This is a genomic window from Streptomyces lonarensis, assembly GCF_012033735.1.
Taxonomy (GTDB): domain Bacteria; phylum Actinomycetota; class Actinomycetes; order Streptomycetales; family Streptomycetaceae; genus Streptomyces; species Streptomyces lonarensis.
Genome location: NZ_JAAVJD010000078.1, coordinates 1 through 21,990 on the forward strand (window position 1 = coordinate 1; position 21,990 = coordinate 21,990).

22 protein-coding genes are annotated in these 21,990 nt (G+C 74.4%); 7 read left to right on the plus strand and 15 right to left on the minus strand.

Going from position 1 to position 21,990, the window contains the following annotated elements; genetic code table 11:
* Together HCN56_RS12265 and imuA' are read right to left on the minus strand one after the other, a co-directional pair.
* On the minus strand, positions 1-988 hold a 988-nt coding region (locus HCN56_RS12265), incomplete at its 3' end, for a DNA polymerase Y family protein (protein ID WP_167970324.1).
* Positions 989-993: 5 nt separating this feature from the next.
* Positions 994-1,749 carry a DnaE2-dependent mutagenesis accessory factor ImuA' gene (gene imuA', locus HCN56_RS25795; RefSeq protein WP_209312640.1) on the minus strand — a complete coding sequence of 252 codons (756 nt, stop codon included), beginning with the start codon at positions 1,747-1,749 and terminating at the stop codon, positions 994-996.
* 247 nt (positions 1,750-1,996) lie between these two features.
* Between imuA' and HCN56_RS12275 the strand changes: the two genes are divergently transcribed.
* The 3 genes from HCN56_RS12275 (at position 1,997) to HCN56_RS12285 (ending at position 4,616) form a co-directional block, all read left to right on the plus strand.
* On the plus strand, positions 1,997-2,593 hold the full coding sequence (locus tag HCN56_RS12275; RefSeq protein WP_167970326.1) for a dihydrofolate reductase family protein: 597 nt from the start codon (positions 1,997-1,999) through the stop codon (positions 2,591-2,593).
* Between the two features lie 154 nt (positions 2,594-2,747).
* The gene (locus HCN56_RS12280) at positions 2,748-3,143 is read left to right on the plus strand and encodes a YunG family protein (RefSeq protein ID WP_167970361.1); all 396 of its coding nucleotides are present in this window, start codon (positions 2,748-2,750) and stop codon (positions 3,141-3,143) included.
* A gap of 54 nt (positions 3,144-3,197) precedes the next feature.
* Positions 3,198-4,616, plus strand: coding sequence for an FGGY family carbohydrate kinase (locus HCN56_RS12285; RefSeq protein ID WP_167970328.1), 1,419 nt, complete (start codon positions 3,198-3,200; stop codon positions 4,614-4,616).
* Positions 4,617-4,749: 133 nt separating this feature from the next.
* Here the strand turns inward: HCN56_RS12285 and HCN56_RS12290 are convergent, their stop codons facing one another.
* Positions 4,750-5,802, minus strand: a complete 1,053-nt coding sequence (locus HCN56_RS12290) for an RNA polymerase sigma factor (RefSeq protein ID WP_312871198.1) — start codon at positions 5,800-5,802, stop codon at positions 4,750-4,752.
* A gap of 424 nt (positions 5,803-6,226) precedes the next feature.
* A complete protein-coding gene (dnaG, locus tag HCN56_RS12295; RefSeq protein ID WP_167970330.1) occupies positions 6,227-8,269 on the minus strand; it encodes a DNA primase in 2,043 nt (680 codons plus the stop codon).
* A 747-nt stretch (positions 8,270-9,016) separates the two neighbouring features.
* Between dnaG and HCN56_RS12300 the strand changes: the two genes are divergently transcribed.
* Positions 9,017-9,376, plus strand: a complete 360-nt coding sequence (locus tag HCN56_RS12300; RefSeq protein ID WP_167970333.1) for a hypothetical protein — start codon at positions 9,017-9,019, stop codon at positions 9,374-9,376.
* A 141-nt stretch (positions 9,377-9,517) separates the two neighbouring features.
* On the opposite strand, the gene HCN56_RS12305 is transcribed toward HCN56_RS12300, so the two are convergent.
* The 4 genes from HCN56_RS12305 to HCN56_RS12320 form a co-directional block, all read right to left on the minus strand.
* Positions 9,518-11,242, minus strand: coding sequence for a DUF6297 family protein (locus HCN56_RS12305; protein WP_167970336.1), 1,725 nt, complete (start codon positions 11,240-11,242; stop codon positions 9,518-9,520).
* A 7-nt stretch (positions 11,243-11,249) separates the two neighbouring features.
* Positions 11,250-12,002, minus strand: coding sequence for an ATP-binding cassette domain-containing protein (locus tag HCN56_RS12310; protein WP_167970338.1), 753 nt, complete (start codon positions 12,000-12,002; stop codon positions 11,250-11,252).
* A 159-nt stretch (positions 12,003-12,161) separates the two neighbouring features.
* Entirely contained in the window at positions 12,162-12,371 is a 210-nt protein-coding gene (locus tag HCN56_RS12315; protein ID WP_312871199.1) for a DUF397 domain-containing protein, read from the minus strand.
* The gene (locus tag HCN56_RS12320) at positions 12,368-13,207 is read right to left on the minus strand and encodes a helix-turn-helix domain-containing protein (protein ID WP_167970342.1); all 840 of its coding nucleotides are present in this window, start codon (positions 13,205-13,207) and stop codon (positions 12,368-12,370) included. Before HCN56_RS12320 ends, HCN56_RS12315 begins: the two co-directional genes overlap by 4 nt.
* A gap of 92 nt (positions 13,208-13,299) precedes the next feature.
* On the opposite strand from HCN56_RS12320, the gene HCN56_RS12325 reads away from it, so the two are divergent.
* Together HCN56_RS12325 and HCN56_RS12330 are read left to right on the plus strand one after the other, a co-directional pair.
* The gene (locus tag HCN56_RS12325) at positions 13,300-13,485 is read left to right on the plus strand and encodes a hypothetical protein (RefSeq protein ID WP_167970344.1); all 186 of its coding nucleotides are present in this window, start codon (positions 13,300-13,302) and stop codon (positions 13,483-13,485) included.
* On the plus strand, positions 13,482-13,910 hold the full coding sequence (locus HCN56_RS12330; RefSeq protein WP_167970346.1) for a hypothetical protein: 429 nt from the start codon (positions 13,482-13,484) through the stop codon (positions 13,908-13,910). Before HCN56_RS12325 ends, HCN56_RS12330 begins: the two co-directional genes overlap by 4 nt.
* Positions 13,911-14,007: 97 nt before the next feature.
* Here HCN56_RS12330 and HCN56_RS12335 read toward each other — a convergent pair whose 3' ends face one another.
* From HCN56_RS12335 to HCN56_RS12350, 4 genes are all read right to left on the minus strand, one after another.
* Entirely contained in the window at positions 14,008-14,217 is a 210-nt protein-coding gene (locus HCN56_RS12335; RefSeq protein ID WP_312871200.1) for a DUF397 domain-containing protein, read from the minus strand.
* A gap of 69 nt (positions 14,218-14,286) precedes the next feature.
* Entirely contained in the window at positions 14,287-15,318 is a 1,032-nt protein-coding gene (locus HCN56_RS12340; protein ID WP_167970350.1) for an alpha/beta hydrolase family protein, read from the minus strand.
* 13 nt (positions 15,319-15,331) lie between these two features.
* Positions 15,332-15,682 (minus strand): hypothetical protein, encoded by a 351-nt coding sequence (locus tag HCN56_RS12345; protein ID WP_167970351.1) that lies wholly within the window; start codon positions 15,680-15,682, stop codon positions 15,332-15,334.
* A 15-nt stretch (positions 15,683-15,697) separates the two neighbouring features.
* Positions 15,698-16,198 carry a TetR/AcrR family transcriptional regulator gene (locus HCN56_RS12350; protein WP_167970353.1) on the minus strand — a complete coding sequence of 167 codons (501 nt, stop codon included), beginning with the start codon at positions 16,196-16,198 and terminating at the stop codon, positions 15,698-15,700.
* 213 nt (positions 16,199-16,411) lie between these two features.
* Here HCN56_RS12350 and HCN56_RS12355 point away from each other — a divergent pair, with 213 nt between their 5' ends.
* Positions 16,412-16,843 (plus strand): DUF4259 domain-containing protein, encoded by a 432-nt coding sequence (locus HCN56_RS12355; protein WP_167970365.1) that lies wholly within the window; start codon positions 16,412-16,414, stop codon positions 16,841-16,843.
* A 179-nt stretch (positions 16,844-17,022) separates the two neighbouring features.
* Here HCN56_RS12355 and HCN56_RS12360 read toward each other — a convergent pair whose 3' ends face one another.
* The 3 genes from HCN56_RS12360 to HCN56_RS12370 all read right to left on the minus strand — a co-directional run bounded on the left by HCN56_RS12360 (position 17,023) and on the right by HCN56_RS12370 (position 21,749).
* Complete coding sequence (locus HCN56_RS12360) at positions 17,023-18,774, minus strand: pyruvate dehydrogenase (protein WP_167970355.1); 1,752 nt, start codon at positions 18,772-18,774, stop codon at positions 17,023-17,025.
* A 240-nt stretch (positions 18,775-19,014) separates the two neighbouring features.
* Positions 19,015-21,129: a hypothetical protein gene (locus HCN56_RS12365; protein ID WP_167970357.1), complete on the minus strand. Its 2,115-nt coding sequence runs from the start codon at positions 21,127-21,129 to the stop codon at positions 19,015-19,017.
* Between the two features lie 155 nt (positions 21,130-21,284).
* Positions 21,285-21,749, minus strand: a complete 465-nt coding sequence (locus tag HCN56_RS12370; RefSeq protein WP_167970359.1) for a hypothetical protein — start codon at positions 21,747-21,749, stop codon at positions 21,285-21,287.
* Positions 21,750-21,990: the final 241 nt, after the last annotated feature.

Below are 21,990 nucleotides of genomic sequence, written 5' to 3' on the forward strand. Positions count from 1 at the left end.
GCGCGGTGCCGCCCGGCCCGGTGGGGGCGCCGGCGGAGGCGCCGCCGGCGAGGGTGCCGTCGGTCTCCCAGGCGCGCAGCACCCCCCGCACCCGCTCGGCGACCGCGGCCGCCGAGAGCCGTCCCTCGTGGCGGAAGACGCGCGCCAGACGGCGGCCGTCCCCAAGTTCGACCTCCGCCTCCAACCGGGCGCACACCACCCCGGCGGCGGTCAGCCGCTGGTGCAGCCGGTCGGCGGCGGCCTTGGCGGCGAACACCACCGGCTCCAGCAGGGAGGTCGCCGGTTCGAAGACGTGGCTGACGGAGTGGTCGGCCGTCCCGGTGCGGGAGGAGACAGGGCGGGCCTCCAGCCCTCGGGCGGTGCGGTGGGCGGCGACGCCCTCGGCACCGAAGCGGGCGGCGACCCGGTCGGCGGGCAGGGCGGCGAACGCGCCCAGTGTGGTGACCCCCAGCCGGTGGAGCAGTTCGGTGAGGCGGGGTCGGCCCAGCACCCCCACCGGGTAGGGGGCGAGGAAGGCGGCGCTCTCCCCGGGCGGCACCAGGGCGCCGCTCCGGGCGGCGAGCGCGGCGGCGAAGACGGTGTCGCCGGCGCCGGCACGTGCGGGGTGGCCCAGCTCGCGCAGGACGGCGGTGACCCGCTCCACGAGCTGCGGTTCGCCGCCCCAGTAGCGGGCCGGCCCCCGGGCGGGGGCGGCGAGCAGCCCGGGGCGGACCACCTCCAGGCGGGGCATGACCGCCTCCTCCAGCGTCCGCACCAGCGGCTCGAAGCCGCGGATCTCCTCCTCGACGTCCCGCTCGACCGCGCGCAGCTCCGGGCAGCGGGCGCGGGCGGGGCGCAGCCGCATGCCGCGGCGGACGCCCGCGGCGCGGGCCGCCGGCGAGCAGGCGAGGACCAGCCCGCCGGCCATCACCGCCAGCGGGACGTCCGGGGCGGGGCCGGCCACCCGGACCGGCCAGTCGGGGACCCAGACGCAGAGCACCCGGTCCATCGTTCTCACCCCACCGCCCGCAGCGGCGCGGCGGGAGCGGGACGGGGGCCGGCCGGGCGGGGGCCGGCCGGCGCAGCGGGGGCGGTGGCGGGGGTACCGGTGGCGGGGGCGATACCGGTGGGGACCACGGCGGGGGCGGCGAGGGAGACGGTTCCGTCGGGGCCGGGCAGCCACAGCTCGGCGTGGCGGGGGCGGTCGGCGGCGCCGCGGCCCGCGACGGCGACCTTCACCCGCCGGCCGCGCAGCAGCCCCTCGCCGTCGCCGACGCCCTCCCAGGCGGCGGCGGTCACCCGCAGCCGGAGCTGGGCGCCTTCCCAGCGGTCGGCCGCCAGCAGGACGGAGCCGGACCGGCGCAGCAGCGCGGCGATCCGCCGCCCCACCCGGTCGGGGACGGGCGGCAGCGGGCCGGTGAGCACCACGGGGACGGCTTCCAGGACGGCGGTCAGCACCTGCGGCCAGCGGCGGCCGGGGTCGTCGACCCAGAGCCCGGCGTCGAGGTCGAGCCCGGCGTCGCAGGCGGCGAGCGCGCCGAGGAAGGGCAGCCCGACGGCGGCCCAGCCGACGGGCCCGGTGCGGCCGGCGGCCCTGCCGTTGGCGACCGCGTCGGCGGCCAGCGCCAGCAGCAGCGGTATGTCACCGCCCGCGCTGGCGGTCGTGCCGGGGCGCAGTCGCCCCCCGGGCAGCAGTGCTCCCAGCGCCGACGCGGGGGCCTCGCCCTCACGTGCGGCGGCCGTCTCGGGGGATGCCGGTACTGTCCACACCCTTCGAATTTCGAGCATGTGTTCGAAAAGCGCAAGTGAAGCCCTGTCAGGTCACCGAAGGGGTGAAACCGGACACCGAACGTCACCCACCTGCGGTGATCCGACCCCGCCCGCACGGCCCCCGGCCACCCCTGCGGCGGCGGGCTGTCCGCCGTCCGGCGGCACCGGCGGGCCGCTGTCGGCGGTCCGTGGCAGTCTCCGTTCCGGAGCCCCGGGGCGGCCCGGGCCCGAGCGCGGAGGAGCCCCCATGCGGATCGTCGTGAGTCAGTTCGTCAGCCTGGACGGCGTGGTCCAGGCACCGGGCGGCGCGGAGGAGGACACCGACGGGGGGTTCGCCCACGGCGGCTGGTCGCACGCGTACTTCGACCCCGAGATGGTGGGCGGGTTCGTGGACCGGGCCATGAAGGACACCGAGGCGCTGCTGTTCGGCCGCCGCACCTGGCGGACGATGGCCGCCGCCTGGCCGGAGCGGGCGGGCGACCCGTTCGCCGACCGGATGAACGAGCTCCCGAAGTACGTCGTCACCCGGAGCCTCCGGGAGGAGGAGCTCACCTGGGGGAACACCGTCCGCATCCCCGGGGGCGAGGTCCTGGAGCGGGTGCGCGAGCTGCGCGAGCGGCCGGGCGGCGACGTCCAGGTGATGGGGAGCCCCACCCTGGCCCGCACCCTGATCACCCACGGTCTCTTCGACGAGCTGCGGTTGATGCTGATGCCGGTGCTGCTGGGCGGCGGCAAGAAGCTGTTCCCCGAGGACGGCGCGCACCACCCCCTCACCCTGGTCTCCGCCGCGACCAACCCGGCCGGCACCCAGCTCCTCGTCTACCAGCCCGCCGACGCCGCCTGAGCCGCCCGGCTCCCGCGGTGGCTCCGCGCCCCGGACCCGCCGGCCGGCTCGTCGGCGGGGCCGGGGTCGTCAGCGGGAGTGCCGGTGCCCGGTGGGATGTCGGTGCCCGGTGGAATCATCGCGCCCCATGACGACTCCCTGACTCCTCACCGACATCGAACAGGCTGTGCGGGACAGCTGGTGCGCCGAGACCTGCACCCCCACCCACCGGCCGCACTGGGGGCCGGACAACCCCGCCCGCGACCACTGCGGGGTGACCGCCCTCGTCCTCAACGACCTGCTGGGCGGCGTCCTCATGCGCGGTGAGGTCCACGTCGCCGGTGTCCGTGTCGACCACCACTGGTGGAACCGTCTCGGCGCCGGGGTGGAGATCGACCTCACCCGCGAGCAGTTCGGACCGGAGGAGACCGTGGTGGGCGGCACACCGGTGGTCCGCCCACCGGAGATCCGGTGGCTGAGGGCTGAGTATGAACTACTGCGCGACCGCGTGCTGGAGCGGCTGGCGGCCGACCCCGCTCCGGCCCCGTCGGCCCCCACCGCAGGCCGCTGACCACGGCACCCCGCGCCCCCTGCCGCGGGGTGCCGATAAGGCATGATCGGGAGTATGGGGATCGTCGCCGGTCTGGACAGTTCGTCCGACTACACCAGCATCGTCGTGTGTGACTCCGATACCGGTGAGGTGCTGCGGCAGGCCCACGCGCCGCATCCGGAGGGCGAGTCGTCACCCGGCGGCTGGCTGCTCTCCCTCGGTGACGCGGCGGGCGGCGGCGTCCTGGAGGACGTCACCGCGATCGGGGTGACCGCCCAGCAGCGCGGCACGGTCGCCGTCGACGCCGCGGGGCACCCCGTGCGCCCGGCGACCGACGCGCGCCACGGCGGCCACTCCGCCGCCGTCAGCCTGATCGACGAGTTCGGCGGGCGCGGCGCCTGGATCGAGGCCGTCGGCGCCGTCCCCCGCCCCTCGCACGCCGTCAGTCACCTGCGCTGGCTGGCCCGTTCGGAACCGGCGACCGCCGCGCGGGTGACGGGTGTCCTGGCGCCGCAGGACTGGCTGGTGTGGCAACTCCTGGGCCGGCCGGAGCGGTTCACCACCGACCGCGGCGGCGCCTCGGGGACCGGCTTCTGGTCGCCGCACCGCGACGCCTGGCGGCGGGACCTGGTCGAACTGGCCCTGGGCCAGGAGGTCGCACTGCCCGACGTCCTCGGCCCGGCCGACACGGCGGGGCGCACCCCCGAGGGGCTGCTGATCTCCGCCGGCACCGGCGAGACGATGGCCGCCGCGCTGGGGTTGGGTGTCGGCCCGGGGGACGCGGTGATCTCGCTGGGTACCTCCGGCTCGGTCTGCGCCTTCCACGACACGGCGCTGCACGACACCGGCGGCAGCGTCACGGCGCTCGCGGACGCCACCGGCCACCACCTTCCGGTGGTCCGCACCCTCAACGCCACCCGCGTGCTGCGCGGCACGGCCGACCTCCTGGGCCGGTCACCGGAGGAACTCTCCGAGCTGGCGCTGCGCTCGACCCCCGGGGCCCACGGGATGGTGCTGCTGCCGTACCTCGCCGGCGAGGTGGTCCCGGACCTGCCGCACACCGCAGGCACCCTCACCGGGCTGAGCCCGGAGAGCATGGCACCGGAGAACCTGGCGCGCGCCGCGTTCGAGGGGATGCTGTGCGGACTGGCGGACGCCGCCGGGGTGCTGCGCGGCCGCGGCGTGCGGATCGACCGGGTGTTCCTGCTGGGCGCCGCCGCCGACCTGCCGGCCGTGCAGGCGCTGGCGCCCGGGCTGCTGGACGCCGAGGTGGTGGTGCCGGTCGACGCCGACTACGCCGCGATCGGCGCCGCACGGCAGGCCGCCTGGGCGGCGGGGGTCGCCGACGGGGCCCTCACCGCCGACGCCCCGCCGACATGGGCGACCGCCACCGGCCGGGAGCTGCACCCCCCGGAGTCGCCGGAGGCCAGCGTCGCGGTCCGCACCCAGTTCCGCGCCGTCCGCGACGAGCACCACCCAGGCGCCTTCGGCTGACCGCGCCCGCGTGGGCGCGCCCGCACGGTCCGGGTCGGGTCGCTCGGCTCGGTCCGGGTCGCTCGGTCCGGGTCGCTCGGCCCGCGCCGGGTCGGGGCGTCGCTGCGCCCTCGGCGCGGCCGGTCGGCGGTGCTCAGTCGAGGTAGCCCCGGAGCTGACCGGCGTAGGCGTGCCCGCGGAGCTTGCCGAGGGTCTTGTGCTCGATCTGCCGGATGCGTTCGCGGGTGACGCCGAAGAGGCAGCCGATCTCCTCCAGCGTGCGGGGGCGGCCGTCCACCAGTCCGTACCGCAGCTCCACGACCCGCCGTTCGCGGTCGCCGAGGGTGGAGAGCACGCAGCCGAGGTGCTCGCGCAGCATCAGGAAGGCGGCGGACTCGGCGGGGTTGGGGACGTCGGTGTCCTCGATGAGGTCGCCGAGGTTGACATCGTCCTCCTCCCCGACGGGCGCCTGGAGCGAGATGGGGTCCTGGGCGAGCCGCAGGATCTCCCGCACCCGCTCGGCGGTCAGCCCCAGGTGGACGGCGATCTCCTGGGGCGTCGGCTCCTGGCCGCGTTCCTGGAGGAGCGCCCGCTGCACCCGGATCACACGGTTGATCAGCTCCACGACGTGCACCGGCACCCGGATGGTCCGCGCCTGGTCCGCGATGGCACGGGACATCGCCTGGCGTATCCACCAGGTCGCATAGGTGGAGAACTTGAAGCCGCGGGTGTAGTCGAACTTCTCGACCGCGCGGATCAGTCCGAGGTTGCCCTCCTGCACCAGGTCGAGCATGGTCAGCCCCCGGCCGAGGTACCGCTTGGCGACGGAGACCACCAGCCGCAGGTTCGCCTCGATGAGCTGACGCTTGGCCATCCGGCCGCGGATGACCAGGCGTTGCAGGTCCCGCGCGAGTCGTTCGTCGGCCGGCGGGGTGGAGGCCAGCCGCTCCTCGGCGAAGAGCCCGGCCTCCACCCGGGTCGCCAGCTCGACCTCCTCCGCCGCGCTCAGCAGCGGTATGCGGCCGATCTCCCGGAGGTACTGCCGCAGCAGGTCCCCCGATCCGGAGGCGTCCGGGCGCATCCCGGGCGCGTCCTGCTCCGGCCGGGAGGGGCCGGGCTGCCTCGGTACCCGCTCGGCGGACGGGCGGACGGGCGGACGGTCCGGCACGTCGATCAGGGCCGGGCCGGACAGAATCTGGGACTGCACTGAGCGACCTCCAGGTCGTCACGTCCGGTCAGGGGTCACCGCCGCCACACCGGAGAAGAGAAGAGCCGGCCCCGCCCACCCGCGGCGCGCGCCCACGTCCCGGAAAGGACAGTTACCCCGCGCATCCCATGGATTACCCGGGTGCCATGTCGCAGAAACGTTCGGGACACACGCCACGCGGTCCCCAGGTGACAGCCGGTAGCACCGCGCGGCCGCGCGCCGCGCGGTGGCGCCGGGCGCCCCTCCCCCCGCCGGAGCGGTGCCGCCGGCGGCCGAGCAGAGGCGCAGCCGCAGGCCAGGGCGCCGCCGGACGCCCCCGGACGCCCTCGGACGCCGCCGCGGAACGCGGAGCACAGCGGCGGGCGGCGGGCGGCGGGCGGCGGGCGGCGGGCGGCTCAGCCGTAGAGCGCGGCGGCGGGGCGGCTCAGCCGTAGAGCGCGGCGGCGCCCCGGTCCAGCAGCGCCGTCCGGTACAGCTGGAGGGTCCACACCTCCTGGCGGACCGCGACCGATCCCTCGTCGCGCTGCGCCTCCAACCGGCGTGCGGTCGACTCCAGTTCGGTGATGCGGTGCTCGACCGCGGCCAGCCGCACCTTGACGAGCAGTTCCTCGGCGTAGACGCCGACCTCGGGCTTGCGCCGCCGCGGCAGGTCCAGCGGCTCCACGGCCAGCTCGGTGACCATGGCGCGGGCGGCGTCGTCGGGGACGGCCTCCCGGATGCGGGCGAGGAAGGAGTCGTCGGCGTTCTCGGTCCCGCCGGCGTCCGCGATGGCGCGGCGCGCCACCGCGTACGGCGGTCCGGTGAACTCGTCCTCGCCGTAGGCGTCGAAGACGGGCGTGACGAACTCCGGGAACTGGATGGCTACCTTCAGCAGCTCCCGTTCCACGCGGTGGGCCGGGCTGCGCAGTTGGATCGCCGGTCCGCGGGCGCCGGGGGAGGCACCGCGCGGCCCGGCGGCCCGGCCGCTGGCGGACTCCGCGTAGGGGTCGCCGAACCCGGGGTCGTCGTAGGGCGGTTCCTCCGCGCCCGGGTCGCCGCCGGGACCGCCGCGGCCCCGGCCGCCGCGGCGACCGCCCGCGCCGCCCTGGCCGGGGGCGCCCGGACCGCCCGGTCCGCCGCCCTTGGCGCCGCGGCCCTCGCGCTTCCACCGCGCCAGCAGGCTGACCCGCCGCACGACGAACTGCTCGTCGGGGATGCCGACGAGCCCGGCCAGCCGCACCGCGTACTCGTGCTGGATCGAGCCGTCCTTGATCTGCGCGACGATCGGCGCCGCCGCCTCCAGCGCGGCGGAACGGCCTTCCGCCGTCTCCAGATTGTGCTCCGCCACCACGGAGCGAATCGCGAACTCGAAGAGCGGGCTGCGCCCGTCGACCAGCTCGCGCACCGCCTCGTCGCCCTTGGCGAGCCGCAGGTCGCAGGGGTCCTGCCCGTCGGGGGTGATCGCGATCCAGGTCTTGCCCGCGAACTTCTGGTCGTCCTCGAAGGCGCGCAGCGCCGCCTTCTGCCCGGCCGCGTCGCCGTCGAAGGTGAAGACCACCTCGGAGCGGGAGTTGTCCATCAGCAGCCGGCGCAGGATCTTGATGTGCCCCTCGCCGAAGGAGGTGCCGCAGGTCGCGATGGCGGTGGTGACCCCGGCGAGGTGGCAGGCCATGACGTCGGTGTAGCCCTCGACGACGACCGCCCGGTCCTCCTTGGCGATGTCCTTCTTCGCCAGGTCGATGCCGTACAGCACGTGGGACTTGCGGTAGATCGGCGTCTCGGGGGTGTTGAGGTACTTGGGGCCCTGGTCGTCCTCGCGCAGCCGGCGGGCGCCGAAGCCGACCACCTCGCCGGTGATGTCGCGGATCGGCCAGATCAGCCTGCCGCGGAACCGGTCGATGGGGCCGCGCCGGCCGTCCTGCGAGATGCCCGAGGTGATCAGTTCCTTGTCGGTGAACCCCCGGCCGCGCAGGAAGCGGGTCGCGTGGTCCCAGCCGGCCGGGGCGTAGCCGACGCCGAAGTGCTGGGCCGCGGCCTGGTCGAAGCCGCGCTCGGCGAGGAAGCGGCGGCCGATCTCGGCCTCCGCGGAGGCCAGCTGGTCGGCGAAGTACCCGGCGGCGGCCTTGTGCGCCTCGACCAGCCGGGTCCGCTCCCCCGCCTGGCTGGCCCGACCGTAGCCGCCCTGCTCGTAGCGGAGGGTGATGCCGGCCTGCGCGGCGAGCCGCTCCACCGCCTCGGAGAACGAGAGGTGCTCCAGCTTCATCACGAAGTCGAGGGTGTCCCCGCCCTCCTGGCAGCCGAAGCAGTGGTAGAAGCCCTTGCTGGGACTGACGTGGAACGAGGGCGACTTCTCGTCGTGGAACGGGCAGAGGCCCTTGAGGTTGCCGCCGCCGGCGCTGCGGAGCTGGAGGTAGTCGGAGACGACGGCGTCGATCGGGACCGCGTCCCGTACCGCCTTCACGTCCTCGTCATTGATCCTGCCCGCCACGCGTTCAGCATACGGCCGCCCGCCGGCGGCCCACCGGCCGCCCGGCCGCGACGGGCCGCAGCGGGCGCGCCACGCACGTTCGTGCGCCCCGGCCGCACACCACTCCCCCCGGGGCGGCGCGGAAGCAGCTCTCCGGCGGCGCGTTTCCCGATGATCGACGCGGCGGCGCGCCACCGGCGCATTCTCTCGCTTCCGCCACCGCGGCTGGTTCGCGTCATTGCGGACTACGCAATCGACATCGACGCTGACCGCATGATTCACCGATGCCGGGCCCAGAAGGCCGACGGAAAGCTGTGCAAGAACCGGGTCCGCACGGAGGACACGCGGTGCCATCTCCACACCGGAAAGCCCGCGGGCCGCGTGAGCCCGGTACCGAGGAAACGCAAAGCTACCGCGAGCAAGCAACAATCGTCCGGGAAGACGGCGGGCAACCGTGGCGCACCACGGCGGAACCCACCGGCCCCACTCACCGCACCTCGGCGCTCTTCGACTCCGCGCACTCCCTCCCGGTCTTCCTCCGCAGGCAGCCCGACACCGCGCCCCCGGTCCGGCGACGTCGGAGCGACGGTGAGCCGGAGGGGCGACCGCCGCCGGGGATGCCCCAATGCCGACACCGCCGCGGAGCGCTGCGCGAGAGCTCTGGGCGGCGACGCGGCGACCGCGGTCGCCGAGCGTGTGACCGAGTACGCCTCGGAGAGAACCTGGCGGGCGCTCCGCCGGAACCACAGCGCCGCCGGGTGCAAGGAAATGGCCGAGCTCGCTCGTGGACTTCTCGCGGGATTCGAGAAGATCCACAATCTGATTGCCCACCTCGTCGACCGGGCGCTCGTTCTCCTGGGGCGCAACGGTGCCGAGCGGATGTTCGCCCGGGAGTTGGCCACCAGAATTCCACTCCCGCTGGAGGATCAGGTTCGCGTTGCCGCGCGCGGCCTCCAGGTGGCAGGAATCTGGCTCTGCCTGAGCGAGGGGATCGATCTTCTCGACTGCGCCTGCATGCGGAGCGTTCTGATGGACGAGGGCAGTGAATTCCTGGACCAGTTGGTGTCCGATGCCGTCGGGGACTGGCAGTACCTCCCGGCGGGCCCGCCGCAGTCGTCGGCGCGATGAGCCTTCCGCACCTGCCCCGACCCGGGGCGGGCGGGCGCTCGGCCTCTGCCGTACCGGGCAGCTCGGCCGGTACGCCCTTTCATCCACGCCGACCGTCCGGGCCGGGGGCGGGCGAGCCCAGCCCCTGCCCGGACACGGCCGTCAGCGGCCCCGCGCGGTCCGGCGGGCCGTCGCGGCGGCCCACCAGAGCATGCCCGCTCCCACCAGCAGCGTTCCCACCGCACTCGCCACTCCCCCGGTGGCGCCGCGCAGCGGAGCGGCGACCGCCACCACTGCGAGCAGCCCCACCAGCGGCCCGCGCACCTGCCACAGCAGGGCGGCGAACGGCCCGCTGTCCCCCATCGGCGTCGAGGCGCCGACCATCAGATGAGGCGGCACCACGCCCCGGTAGGCGCTCACCACAGCGGCACCCACCAGCGCAGGGACCGACAGCAGCAGCGGAACCAGCGGGCCCGTCGCCCCGCCGAGGAGGACCACCGCGCCGCCGCCGGCAGCCAGCAGCAGCGCCGCCCCGGCGACCGGGACGACCGCGTGCGCCAGGGCCAGTCGCGCCGCCGACCAGGGCAGCGCCGCCGACCGCCGCAGGTCGCCCGCCTCGACCCGCGCGGGCTCGGCGAGCTGCGCCGCCGCGACGTACGCGGTGACGGCGGCCAGGGCCATCACCGGCGAGGACGGTGGCACGGCAGCCGCGACGAGCAGGGTCACGCCGGTCCACACCACCGCCGAGAGCAGCCGGGCGGGCACTCGCACCAGCCCGGTCGCGTCGCGCCAGGCCACGACGGCCCCGGCACGGCCGGGGGCGGGGAGGCCGCCCCGCATGCGCACACCACGCCCGCCGCCTCCCACGCTGCCGACCGCAGCCCACGCCTGCCGCAGGTCGAACGCGTACAGCGACGCCTGGACCCGCAGCGACACCACCGCCTGCTCCCGCAGCACCCGCGCCGGTACCGCCACCGCGGCCCGTGCCCCGAACCACGCCGCCCCGGCCAGCGCCGCGACCGTGAGCGCGCCACCCGCCGACGCTGCCACGGGCCCCGCGTCTCCGGCCGCAGCGACCAGCGGCAGCACCGCCCACCCCCACGGGCCGGACCACAGCGCCACCTCGGCGACGAGCCCCGGCCCGCCCCCGGCCGACGGCTGCGACACCCAGGCAACCAGCGCGAGTCCCCACAGCACGGCAAGCACCCCGACCGCAGCGCGCTTGCCACCCGGCCCGGCGGCTGACCTCCCCGCACCCCGCTGCACCCGGGCGGCGAGCGCCGTACCGGCCAACCCCACCGCTGCCCCGCAGAACGCGCCGGCGGGCACCATCAACGCCGGAACGCCGACGCCGAACGCGTGCCACAGGAACCCGCCCGCCGCGCCCGCCACCGCCCCCAGCACGCCGGTGACCACCCAGGAGGCGACGAGGCGGGGCAGCAGCAACGCCCGCCGCGAAACCGGGTGAGCCACCAGCCAGCTCAACGCAGCCTGCTCCACCTGCACCGGTCCGTGCCACCGGCCACGCGCACCGAGCAGCACCACCACCGTCGCGACCAGCGCGGGAAGGACGAGCGGCAGCAGCTCCGGCAGCCGACCGGCGGCGGTTCCGTCGAACTGCCCGTCCGTCGCCGCCCCGGCCAGCGCGATCAGCGGCGGCAGCCCCCAGATCGCGGCGAGCAGCGCCGCGCAGTACCAGCCGTAGAGCGCGCTCCGGCGCCGCCTGCGGCGTTCCCCGGCGCGCGCCGCGTGCAGCAGACCGAGGACGGCGCCGGTGGTGTCGGCGGGCGGCACCGCGTCCGGAGCGGCGGGCTGCGGGCGGCTCCCCGCTCCCCCTCTCGCGGTCCGCTCGGTCACCGGCGGCTCGGTCCTCGGCGGTTCAGTCATCTGCGGTTCAGTCATCTGCGGTGTCCGCGTCGCTGACCGGGCGCAGCTGCGGGCTGCCGTCCTCCGTGAAGATCAGCACTCTGTCGGCGACCTCGTGGGCGAGCTGCCGATCGTGCGTGGCGAACAGCACCGCACCGCCGGCGGCACGCGCCGCCACGATCCGTGCGGCGATCCGCCCACGCCCGGCCGTGTCGATCCGCTGCTCCGGCTCGTCCAGCAGCAGCAGTTCGGCGGGCGGTCGCACGAACGCCTGCGACAGCATCAGCAGTTGTGTCTGTCCGGCGGACAACTCCTTGGGAAGGGCGTCCGCCCGCGCCGCGATGTGGAGTTCGGCCAGCACCTCGTCCACCCGGTCGGCGGCGTCCTCACCGAGGCCGTGGGCCAGCGCGACCAGCAGCAGATGCTCCCGCACGGTGAGGTCGGGGTAGCCGATGCCGCTGTCCAGGACGGCGGCGACGGCCCGGCGCTGGGCGGGGTCGTCCTCGTCGGCGGTCCGGCCCAGGACGGTCACGGTTCCCTCGTCGGGGGTCTCGCGGCCCGCGACCAGCCGCAGCAGGGTGGACTTGCCGGAGCCGTTCTCCCCTAGGAGGGCGACACAGCTCCCGCGCTCCACCGTCAGCTCCACGTCACGCAGCACGGTCGGGCCGTCGTACCCGTGGCTGACGCCGGTCAGCACCACCGCGGGCGCCGCCGTCGACACAAGGGGCGCCGAGCGATCCGCCCCACCCGTCAGCCGCCGCAGGTGCTGCCCGATCCCCATGCGCGTCCCCCGTTCCGAACCGGCCGGTCGACCGACGGCCTCGTTCCATCCTGGCACCGCCTCGGGCGCGCCGAGGAAGGGCCTCATTGGAGGGAACGCGACCGGGGCTCCACCGCACCGAGCGCGGTGGAGCCCCAGGGGGTGCGGGCAGGACAGGGCTCAGCCGTCGAGTGCGCCCGACCTCACCCCGGCAACGAACGCGGCGAACGCACCCGCCGAAACGGCCAACGACGGCCCGCCCGGGTCCTTCGAGTCACGCAGCGGAACCGTGCCCGTGTGGGCCGCGACACGCGGACTCCACTCGACACACGAGCCGCCGTTGTTGCTGTAGCTGGAGCTGACCCACTGCTGCGGGAGTTCGTTGGTCACGGTGTGCCCTTTCGTAGCTGGTGGAGCATGTCCACAGTGGCCGTCTGAGAGAGGCACCCGGCCTGCAGAAGATGGTAGGCACGCATCAAGGAGACCACCGAGGCCAAGTCCCGATCCAAGTATCCCCGTGTCTCCGACTCGACATAGGAGACCACGGAGCGATCGTTGAGCGTCAAGAGGTTCACCAACCGGTCGAACGGGCGATGCTCTCCGAAGCTGTAGGGAGCCAGCTGAAGCATGGTGTTGGGCTCTTCTGCGAACTCGACCAGACTCTCCACCTGGTCGCGCATCACCGCTCCGCCGCCGATGGAGCGTCGGACGCAGCTCTCGTCCAGCACCACGATGACCAGCGGGGGCACCGACCTCCGCAAAGACGCCTGACGGTCCATGAGCAAGCAGACCCGCTCTTCCGCCTGTTCAGTGGTGATCACCTGGCGTTTCACGGCCGCTGTCGCAAGCGCCTCTGCGTATCCGCGCGTCTGCAGCGGTCCGGGTACGAGCCCGGAGTCGAAGAGCCGGATCTCGGCGGCCCTGCCCTCCAGCTCCACATACTCCGGGAAGCCTTGCAGCAGCACGCCGTGGCGGATCTCGCCCCACTCGCTCACGAAGGACTCGGCCGTACCGGCGAGCCCGAGCGCCGCGTCAACGGCCGCCGAGAACTGGCGGGTCGGAGGTTTGCCGGCAGTTTCCACGCCCGAGACGTGGCGCCCCGTGTATCCGATGCGCTCAGCGAGGTCGTCCTGTTTCCACCCGCGCGCTTCCCGGAGACGGCGAAGCCTGGCTCCATAGGCCGCTTCCGGCCCAGCATCCGGATTGAGTTCCTTGCGGTTCACCAACGTACTCTCCACCCCTCCCACGTTGAGGACTTCCAGACCCTAGGCGAATCTGAAACCACTTGGTAGTGGAACCATTACGGAGAGGAATGACAGTGGGTGACTGTCACGCGGATGACGACGGGAACGAGGCGGTGCCGATTCCGGACGAGGCGCCCTCAGCGGCTGCGGAGGCAGAACTTCCGCGTGCCGATGTCGAACCGCTGGAAGAACTTTGCCGCAGGTCGGCCGCGTTGCGGCAGTCCGTCTACGCGCACATGAAGGAGTTGGGCAAGCAGTGAGCTGCGCACGCTTCCGACCGCAAGCCATTCCTTCGCCGCCCGGCGGGCAGTTCGTGGACGGCTACTGGGCGGAGGCCGTGGTGCGTTCGTCGGAGCTCGGTCGCGACTGGTACCTGGCCGGCGCGTGGCTCGACACCCCGGCCGGAGCCGTGGACTGGCTCCACGACCGCGCCGCCCGCCTGGTGTCCGCGCTCGAAACATCCGACCGCGCCAACACCGGCCACACCCCGCACCCCGTCGCCGCCGTCTTCCGGGAGTGGTCGGCGGACACCGTGTTCCGCTCCGTGCAGTGCGCCGCACTGGCCGACCTGCACCCGATCAGCGCCAACGCCCGAGGGCGGGACCGGGTGCAGGGCTCCGTCGAGGCAGACGTCCTCTACTCGCTCTCCGCCCGCCCGATCCTGCGGCCCTCACCTCGCGGGTGACCCCGATCCCCGCCCCTGCCGGGACGAACCCGCTGGTTCCCCCACCCCGCAAGGCCCCGGCAGGGGCGGTGCCCGCCGCCCGACCCGACAGACCGGCTCAGCCGTCGAGCGCGCCGGACCTCACCCCGGCGACGAACGCGGCGAACGCACCCGCCGGAACGGCCAACGACGGCCCGCCCGGGTCCTTCGAATCGCGCAGCGGGACCGTGCCCGTGTGGGCCGCATCACGCGGAGCCCACTCGAGGCAGTTGCCGCCATTGCTGCTGTAGCTGGAGCTGACCCACTGCTGCGGGAGTTCGATGGTCACGGTGTATCCCTTTCGTGGCTGGTGGAGCATGTCCGAAGGGGCTGTCCGGGAGGTGCGTGGTCGGCCGTGTCAGTGTCGCGCGAACCGGCTCAGGGCGTCGAGCACCGACGGGGCGAGGGTGTCCGGGTGGTCGGCGTCGTGCAGCAGGTGGTCCACCCCGGGCAGCACCACGCGGCCCGGCTTCCCGGCATGGGCCTGGCGCAGGGCCTTCGTCAGGGCGTCCGTCGTGGAGCAGGGGACCTGCACGTCGTCCGTGCCGCAGGTCAGCAGCACCCGGGTACCGGGGCGGAGTGCGGCAGCGGTGTCCGGCGGGTAGACGGCGTCGTCGCTCTCCACGAACCGGGCGCTGGGGCCCTGGAACGCCTCGAAGAGGCCGGCGATCACCTGGGGCAGGTCGGTGGTGTCGACCGGGCGGCCTTCACGGAGGGAGGTGACGCCGGCGTCGATGGCCGCGTTGATGGTGCGCTGCTCCTTCCGCGTGAACTGACCCTGCCGGGTCGCCTCGGCCACCTGGTCCTTGAGCTGGAGCGCGACCAGGTCGAGCATGCGGATCGCCTGCGGCTGGAGGAGAGCCAGGCCGGCGGGGCGCGGGTGGACACTGCCGCCCAGCAGCAGCGCCGTCATGGCGCCTTCGCTGTGGCCGACGACCGTCAGCGCGCGCGGGTCCGTCTCCGGCTGGTCCCGCAGCGTCTCGTAGGCGGCCTGCGCCTGGCGGACGAACGCCGGGTAGTCGAGCTCTTCCGGGCGGCCCTCGTACGCGCCGAGCCCGGTGCGTCCGGTCCCGTACTTGTCGAACCTCAACGTGGCGACACCGTCGTCCGCGAGCGCGTCTGCCAGGTGCGCCAGGGTGTTCGGTGTGGCCACGGGCGGCTGGTTGCCGTCGCGGTCGGTGAGTCCGCTGCCGGGCAGCAGCAGTGCCGCCCGCAGCCGCTTCCCCGGACGGTGCTCGGGCACGTGCAGGGTGCCGTACACGGTCGTGCCGTCGGCCGTGAAGACGACCTCGCGGTCGACGGCGGGCGTCAGACGGGGGGAGGCCGCCGCTGCCGGGGTGGCGGAGACGAGCGCCAGCGCCATGAGCGCGGCTGCCATGTGTCGAAACATAATCCTGGCTCCTTCAGACAAGGGCGTTCTCGACCAGGGCAACGGTCGCGCGAGGGTCGGAGACCTGGAGGACCAGGCGTGCGTACTGCTCGTCGGCGAGTTCGATCACGACGGCCTTCGTGGCGTCCTTGACGTCCCAGAAGACCTTCTCGCCGTCCTGGTGAAACGTGCCGGCGATGATCACACCGGGGACGTGAGCGCCCGGTGCGCGGATTCCCTTCGGTTCGGCGGCGATGCCGGGGTCGGCGGTCGCGCCGCGGACGTTGGCCAGCGGGATGCTCATCCCGCCCTTGAAGGCCCAGAGCTTGCTGAGCCCCTCGATCACGACGACGAGCCTGTCGCCTTCGATCCGTATCAGTGCCATACCGGAGTCCCCTTTTCAGCTGAGAAGGCCGACGTATCGAGTCAGCGCGGTGGCCGCGTTGTCGGGACCGCCGCGCAGCAGGATGCCCAGCGCGGCAGCGGTGAGAGCGGCGGCCAGGTCGTCGGGAACACCCAGCGCGCCGGCGATCGCCTGGTCGATGGCGGCCAACGCGGCCGTCACCTCGGAGGCGACCTCCTCGTCGACCGGAGCGCGTTCGACCGCCGCCAGCAGGAGCAGTGCGAGATCGGCCGACGCGACGAGCCGCAGCGCGTCCGTGACGTCGGCCGCGTCGGCGAGCGCGTCGCACAGCGGGTTCACGTCGTCGACGAGATGGCGACGCAGCGCGATCAGGTAGAGGCCGCGCTTGCTGCCGAACGTCTTGTAGAGGCTGTTGCGGTGCACACCGAGGTGATGGACGAGGTCGTCGACGGACACCCCGTCGTACGCGCGCTCACCGAACAGCCGCACGGCGGCACGCACCGCTTCATCCTCGTCGAACGCTCTTGGCCTGCCCACGAGCACTACCCTAAGTAGTTGAGGAACGATCAGTCAAGAACGCTCGTTCCTTAATCGCGGACCGCCCTCCGCCGCGCGCCCCAGCGGTTGCCCGACCCCCACCCCGCGGACCTCGCCGGGCGCCCTCGCGCCACGCGGACCCGACGCCGCGTGCACCGCCCCGATGTCAGTCGTGGCTGCAACGATGCTCAGCAAGCAGCACGAGCGGAGGACATCACGGGTACGTGGGACGTCGGGCCCTTCGACAACGACACCGCCGGGGACTTCGGCGTCTCTCTCGACACCGCTGCCCCGGGGGAGCGCGCGGGCATCGTCGACCGCGCACTGGCTCGGGCGGTCGACGCCGTCGGCTGCCTGGACGCGCCCGGGGCCGAAGAGGCCGTCGCGGCGGCTGCCCTTGTCGCCGGGCAGTGCCACGGCGGTGAACCGGTCGATCCCGTCCACGGCCCGGCAGAGCCGCTACCCGACCTCACCGCGCTCCGCGAGCTTGCCGCCCGAGCGCTGCGCCGCGTCATGGCCGAGCCGTCCGAGCTCATGACTCTGTGGAGTGCTTCAGCCGAGGACGACAATTGGCGCACGCAGATCCGCAACCTGCGGGGCGTGCTTGAGCCGCAGCCTCCGGAAGAGCAGGGCGCCTTGTTCTGATCAGCCGACGCACGCCACGTCCGGCTCGCCGGCCCGGGCTTCGGTCGCCACCCCGACGCCGCCCGCCGCCACGCCGCTGTCCCGCCACGCAGCTATGCCGCTGCGCAGCGGTGCCCCGACGCACGCCCGGGGCTCCTGGGGCCCGTACCGCTGACGCCCGTACTCAATGGCCTGCGCCGCTACGGCCGGGGGATGTTGCGGAGGTTGGAACGGGCGATCTGGGCCATGCGGCCGACGCCGCCGTCGAGCACCATGCGGGAGGCGGAGAGGGCGAAGCCCTTCACCATCTCGGCCTGGATCTTCGGCGGGATGGACAGCGCGTTGGGGTCGGTGACCACGTCGACCAGCGCCGGGCCGTCGTGGCGGAACGCCTCCCGGAGCGCGTCGCGCAGGTGCTTCGGCTTCTCGACCCGGACGCCGTGGGCTCCGCAGGCGCGGGCGACGGCCGCGAAGTCGGGGTTGTGGTTGTCGGTCCCGTAGGCCGGGAGACCGCCGACCATCATCTCCAACTCGACCATCGACAGCGCCGAGTTGTTGAAGACGACCACCTTTACCGGCAGGCCGTACTGCACGAGGGTGAGGAAGTCGCCCATCAGCATGGAGAACCCGCCGTCACCGGAGAGGGTGACGACCTGCCGCCGCCGGTCGGTGAGTTGGGCGCCGATGGCCTGCGGGACGGCGTTGGCCATCGAGCCGTGGCTGAACGAACCGATGACCCGGCGACGGCCGTTGGGGGTGATGTAGCGGGCCGCCCAGACGTTGCACATGCCGGTGTCGACGGTGAAGATCGCGTCGTCCGCGGCCTCTTCGTCGAGCACCGAGGCGACGTACTCGGGGTGGATGGGGACGTGCTTCTCCACCTTGCGGGTGTACGCCTTGACCACGCCCTCCAGCGCGTCGGCGTGCTTCTTCAGCATCCGGTCCAGGAAGCGCCGGTCGGTGCGCGGCCGGACGCGGTCGGTCAGGCAGCGCAGCGTCTCGCGCACGTCGCCCCAGACGGCGAGGTCGAGGCGGCAGCGGCGGCCCAGGTGCTCGGGGCGCACGTCCACCTGGACGATCCGGACGCCGGGGCGGTCGTCGGGGAGGAAGGCGTTGTAGGGGAAGTCGGTGCCGAGCAGGATCAGCAGGTCGCACTCGTGGGTCGCCTGGTAGGCGGCGCCGTAGCCGAGCAGCCCGCTCATGCCGACATCGAACGGGTTGTCGTACTGAATCCACTCCTTGCCGCGCAGCGCGTGCCCGACGGGGGCGTGGACGCGGCCGGCGAACCGCATCACCTCGTCGTGGGCGCCGGCGGCGCCGGCCCCGCAGAACAGGGTGATCCGCTCCGCCTGCTCGATCAGGTGGGCGAGCTGGTCGATCTGGTCGTCGGCCGGGCGGACGGTGGGCCGCCCGGTGACCAGGGCGTGCCGTTCGGGCTTGTCGGCGGCCTCCTGGCCGGCGATGTCACCCGGGAGGGTGACGACGCCGACGCCGCCCTGGCCGATGGCGTGCTGGATGGCGCTCTGCGCGACGCGCGGCATCTGCTCGCGGGTGGAGACCAGCTCGCAGTAGTGGCTGCACTCCAGGAAGAGCCGGTCGGGGTGGGTCTCCTGGAAGTAGCTGCTGCCGATCTCGGCGCTGGGGATGTGGGAGGCCAGCGCGAAGACGGGTGCCATCGACCGGTGCGCGTCGTACAGGCCGTTGATCAGGTGCAGGTTGCCGGGGCCGCAGGAACCGGCGCAGGCGGCGAGCCTGCCGGTGATCTGGGCCTCGGCGCCCGCCGCGAAGGCGGCGGTCTCCTCGTGCCTCACCTGCACCCACTCGACGCGGTCGGTGCGGCGGACGGCGTCCACGACGGGGTTGAGGCTGTCGCCGACGACGCCGTAGATCCGCCGCACGCCGCTGTCGGCGAGCGTCTCCACCAGCTGGTCGGCCACGGTCTGCTTCGCCATCGGGGCCCGCCTCTCGGTAGTCCGCCCGGCGCCGGCGCGCAGGGGCAGGGACGCGCGGGGGTTCCCGCGAGCGGCCGTCGCCGGGCGGCGACGACCCACCCCGTCATCGTCGGTTCCACCCGGCGCGCCCGCATCCGCTGTGACCCGTGGTGGGGACGCGCCCGCCCCGGCCGGGCTCCGGCGTCGCGGGCACCCGGCGGGCGGCCCGCGTGGCGAGCCCACGGGCCGGGAGGAGAGTGCCTACGCCTCGGGCGGGCGTTCCGTCTCGATCACGGTCACCTCCGTGCCCGCCGCGGACTCGCAGGTGACCAGGAGCCGCTGCCCCGGTCGGTCCAGCAGCAGATCGCGGTCCCCGGCACACCGGCCCGCCGCTCCGGGGAGTTCCGCGTAGCGGGCGAACTCCGACGGGCCGTCGTGGTCGGCGCGGATCAGCGCCGTCACGGTGCCCGACACCCCGACGGTGTACACCAGCTCGTGGTCGTCACGGTGGCCGTCGACGGTGCGGGGCGCCGTGTCGACCAGCGCCGCCTCGATCGCTTCGTCACCGGCGTACAGCAGCTCGCGGCCCACGTCGACGATGCGCAACGGCCAGTCCGTCTCGTGGAAGACCCGGTCGCTCATCGGTCCGACGCGGTGAAGCTCGCCGCCGCTGATCCAGACCAGTCGCGAGCCCGTGCTCCCGACCACCCGCAACGGCAGCTCCGTGTCCGCCGGCAGCTCCGTCGCCTCGACCCACCTCTGTTCACTGAGGCCTCGCAGGATGAGCGGCCCTTCGAACCGGTCGCACCACCGGCCGACGAGAGACAGCTGTGACAGCTGCTGGGGCGGCACCAGCTGGCTGATGCGGGGCGCTGCCTCGCACCCCAGGGTGGGGACGTGGCCCGTCCAGGACGGGACGACCGGCCTGAGCAGCGGGGCGGTGCCCGACCCGAAGGGGTCCTGTGGCACGGGCGGTACCGCGACGAAGTCGACGTGGAACCCGGGGCAGTTCTGCGACAGCAGCACCGCGTCCGAGACGCCCCCGGCGGGGGGCTCCTTCTGGGGTGCTGCCAGCACTGAGCAGTCGAAGAGATCGCCGTACCCGAGCAGCTCCCCCGTTTCGGTGAACTCCGCGAGGGCGGAGGACGAGCGCAGGTAGACGTGCGTGGTCCGCGGCAGCGCGACCACGGCCCGCCGATCGGACGCGGTCTCCTCGTCGGGCCCGTCGGCCAGGGATTCCGTGCCCGAGTCGGTCACGAACGTCCATCCCGGGCCGCCGACCCCCGACAACGGGGTCTCCTGCAGCACCTTCCCGCTGCTCCCGTCCAGGGTCACCAGCGTCAGCGGCTCGATGACCACGTGGACCGTGCAGAGCGGGGAGACGGCGACGTGGCCGAGGTGCACCGCGAAACGTGCCCCCCGCCCATCCTCCGTCGGAACGACCACCCGGCCGTGGCGGACGGTGTAGCGCCAGCGCTCCATGCCGTTGGTCGGGTCGACGCCGATCACCGCGTCGGCACCGTCCTGCTGCTCGACCGTGACGAGCGTGCTGCCGGCGATCCGCTGCCCGTGCGCGGTACGGCCGTCCTCCCCGGGTGACGGCCGGTCCAGGAGGCAGGTGGTCAGCTCCGCCGGGCCGGGCAGCGAACCCTGCCACCCGACGCCGGTCGGTTCGAGGTGGGGCAGGGTTTCGCGGTGGTCCCCGAGGGTGACCTCGTACCCGTACCGCAACCAGGGATCGAGAGGGTCGGACACCGCGTCGTAGTAGGACCCGCCCGCCACCGCGCGCTGCGCCCGGTCCACACCGGCGAGAGCCCCCGCGCCGAGCAGGCCGCCGAGCAGCGCGGCGGCGGTACCGACCGCCAGCAGACGGCGGCCCCGCACCCGTCGGCCTCCCTCCCGGGGAAGCCACGCGCCCGGGCGGGCGGCCAGGGCCAGACAGACCGCGGCTGCCGCCGTCGCGACCAGGGCGAGCGCGAGGGCTGCCGCCGGGCGCTCGGCCGGGTACGCGATCGCGGAGAGCAGCGAGGGGGCGTCGACGGCCTCCGGGGTGCGCAGGTAGGCGACCGACGCCAGCACGGCGGTGAGCGTCGCCGCGGCCGCCGCACCCCGCAGGGCGGACGGGAGGCCGAGGCCACCGACCAGTAGTCCGGCCGCCACCAGCGCCGTGACCGCGGCCCACCCGGTGATTCCCTCGCCGGGCCCGACCAGCGGCCCCGACCACGGCGGCAGCGCGGTGAGCACCAGGAGGACGGCCACCGCCGCCAGCGCCCCCGTCCGTGCCCACCACGGCGCCGAGCCCACCGCGTCCAGCGCGCCGGCGACCCGGCCCCGGCCGCCGGGCTCGTGATCCGGCCTCGTCCGCTCCCCGGTCATCGTTCCCCCCCACTCGCGGGTCCCCACCCGCGGTCGTCGGTTCCGCCGCTACGCGGAGTCCGGCCCCGGTCACTCGACGCCGGGCCGCTCCACCGTAGCGCCCGGGTCGCGGCGGGCCGACGGCGGTGGGAGCGACCGGATTCCGGCCGCGCCGGTCAGGGGCCGGCGGTGTGGTGGGGGTGGCCGTGGGTGCGGCGGTCCTCCTTCATCTCCGCCTCGTGCAGGTGGTCGCGGCCGTCCACCAGCTGGTCGCGGACCTGCTGCTCGACGGCGGTGAAGGGGCGGTGGTAGGTGGCGTTGTAGGACTCCACGATCTGGAAGGTCCAGTGCCCGGGGATGACGTTGCGGCCGACGATCTCGCGCTCGACGAGGTCGGCCTGGTCGGTGTGGCCGGCCTCGCGCAGCGCGTCGGCGGCCTCGCCGAGGAGCAGATCCGCCTTGCCGGTCAGCTGGTGGAAGGCGTAGAGGTTGCCGCGGGCCTGCTCGGCGGTCTCCAGGGCCTCGGAGAGTTTGCCGACGGCGGCGACCGTGGCGTCGTCCACCCCGGGGGGCCGGGTGTGGGCGGTGGTGGGCCGGTCGTCGGGGCCGCCGGGTCGGATCTGGTCGCTGTGCTCGCTCATCCCGCCCGTCTACCCGGGCGGCCCGGGCCGCCACCCGGTCCGTGGCGGCGGGGCGCCGGATCTCACTCCAACGCCGCGCGCCCGCCCGCGTGGACAGCGCCCGCCCGCGTGGACAGCGCCCGCGCAGACCGCGCCCGCACCGGCCACGGGCCCTTCGGCCGGCACCCCCGGCCCCGTCCGGGCCGCCGCACACCCCCGGTCCCGGACGCACCGCGCCCGGTACCGCGGGGCGGTACCGGGC

Coding starts and splice junctions, on each gene's coding strand:
- HCN56_RS12360 (WP_167970355.1), bottom strand. CDS start 18,774: ATGGCGAAGCAGACCGTGGCCGACCAGCTGGTGGAGACGCTCGCCGAC.
- HCN56_RS12365 (WP_167970357.1), bottom strand. CDS start 21,129: ATGACCGGGGAGCGGACGAGGCCGGATCACGAGCCCGGCGGCCGGGGC.
- HCN56_RS12310 (WP_167970338.1), bottom strand. CDS start 12,002: ATGGGGATCGGGCAGCACCTGCGGCGGCTGACGGGTGGGGCGGATCGC.
- HCN56_RS12340 (WP_167970350.1), bottom strand. CDS start 15,318: ATGTTTCGACACATGGCAGCCGCGCTCATGGCGCTGGCGCTCGTCTCC.
- HCN56_RS12285 (WP_167970328.1), top strand. CDS start 3,198: ATGGGGATCGTCGCCGGTCTGGACAGTTCGTCCGACTACACCAGCATC.
- HCN56_RS12275 (WP_167970326.1), top strand. CDS start 1,997: ATGCGGATCGTCGTGAGTCAGTTCGTCAGCCTGGACGGCGTGGTCCAG.
- HCN56_RS12370 (WP_167970359.1), bottom strand. CDS start 21,749: ATGAGCGAGCACAGCGACCAGATCCGACCCGGCGGCCCCGACGACCGG.
- HCN56_RS12300 (WP_167970333.1), top strand. CDS start 9,017: ATGGCCGAGCTCGCTCGTGGACTTCTCGCGGGATTCGAGAAGATCCAC.
- HCN56_RS12345 (WP_167970351.1), bottom strand. CDS start 15,682: ATGGCACTGATACGGATCGAAGGCGACAGGCTCGTCGTCGTGATCGAG.
- HCN56_RS12305 (WP_167970336.1), bottom strand. CDS start 11,242: ATGACTGAACCGCCGAGGACCGAGCCGCCGGTGACCGAGCGGACCGCG.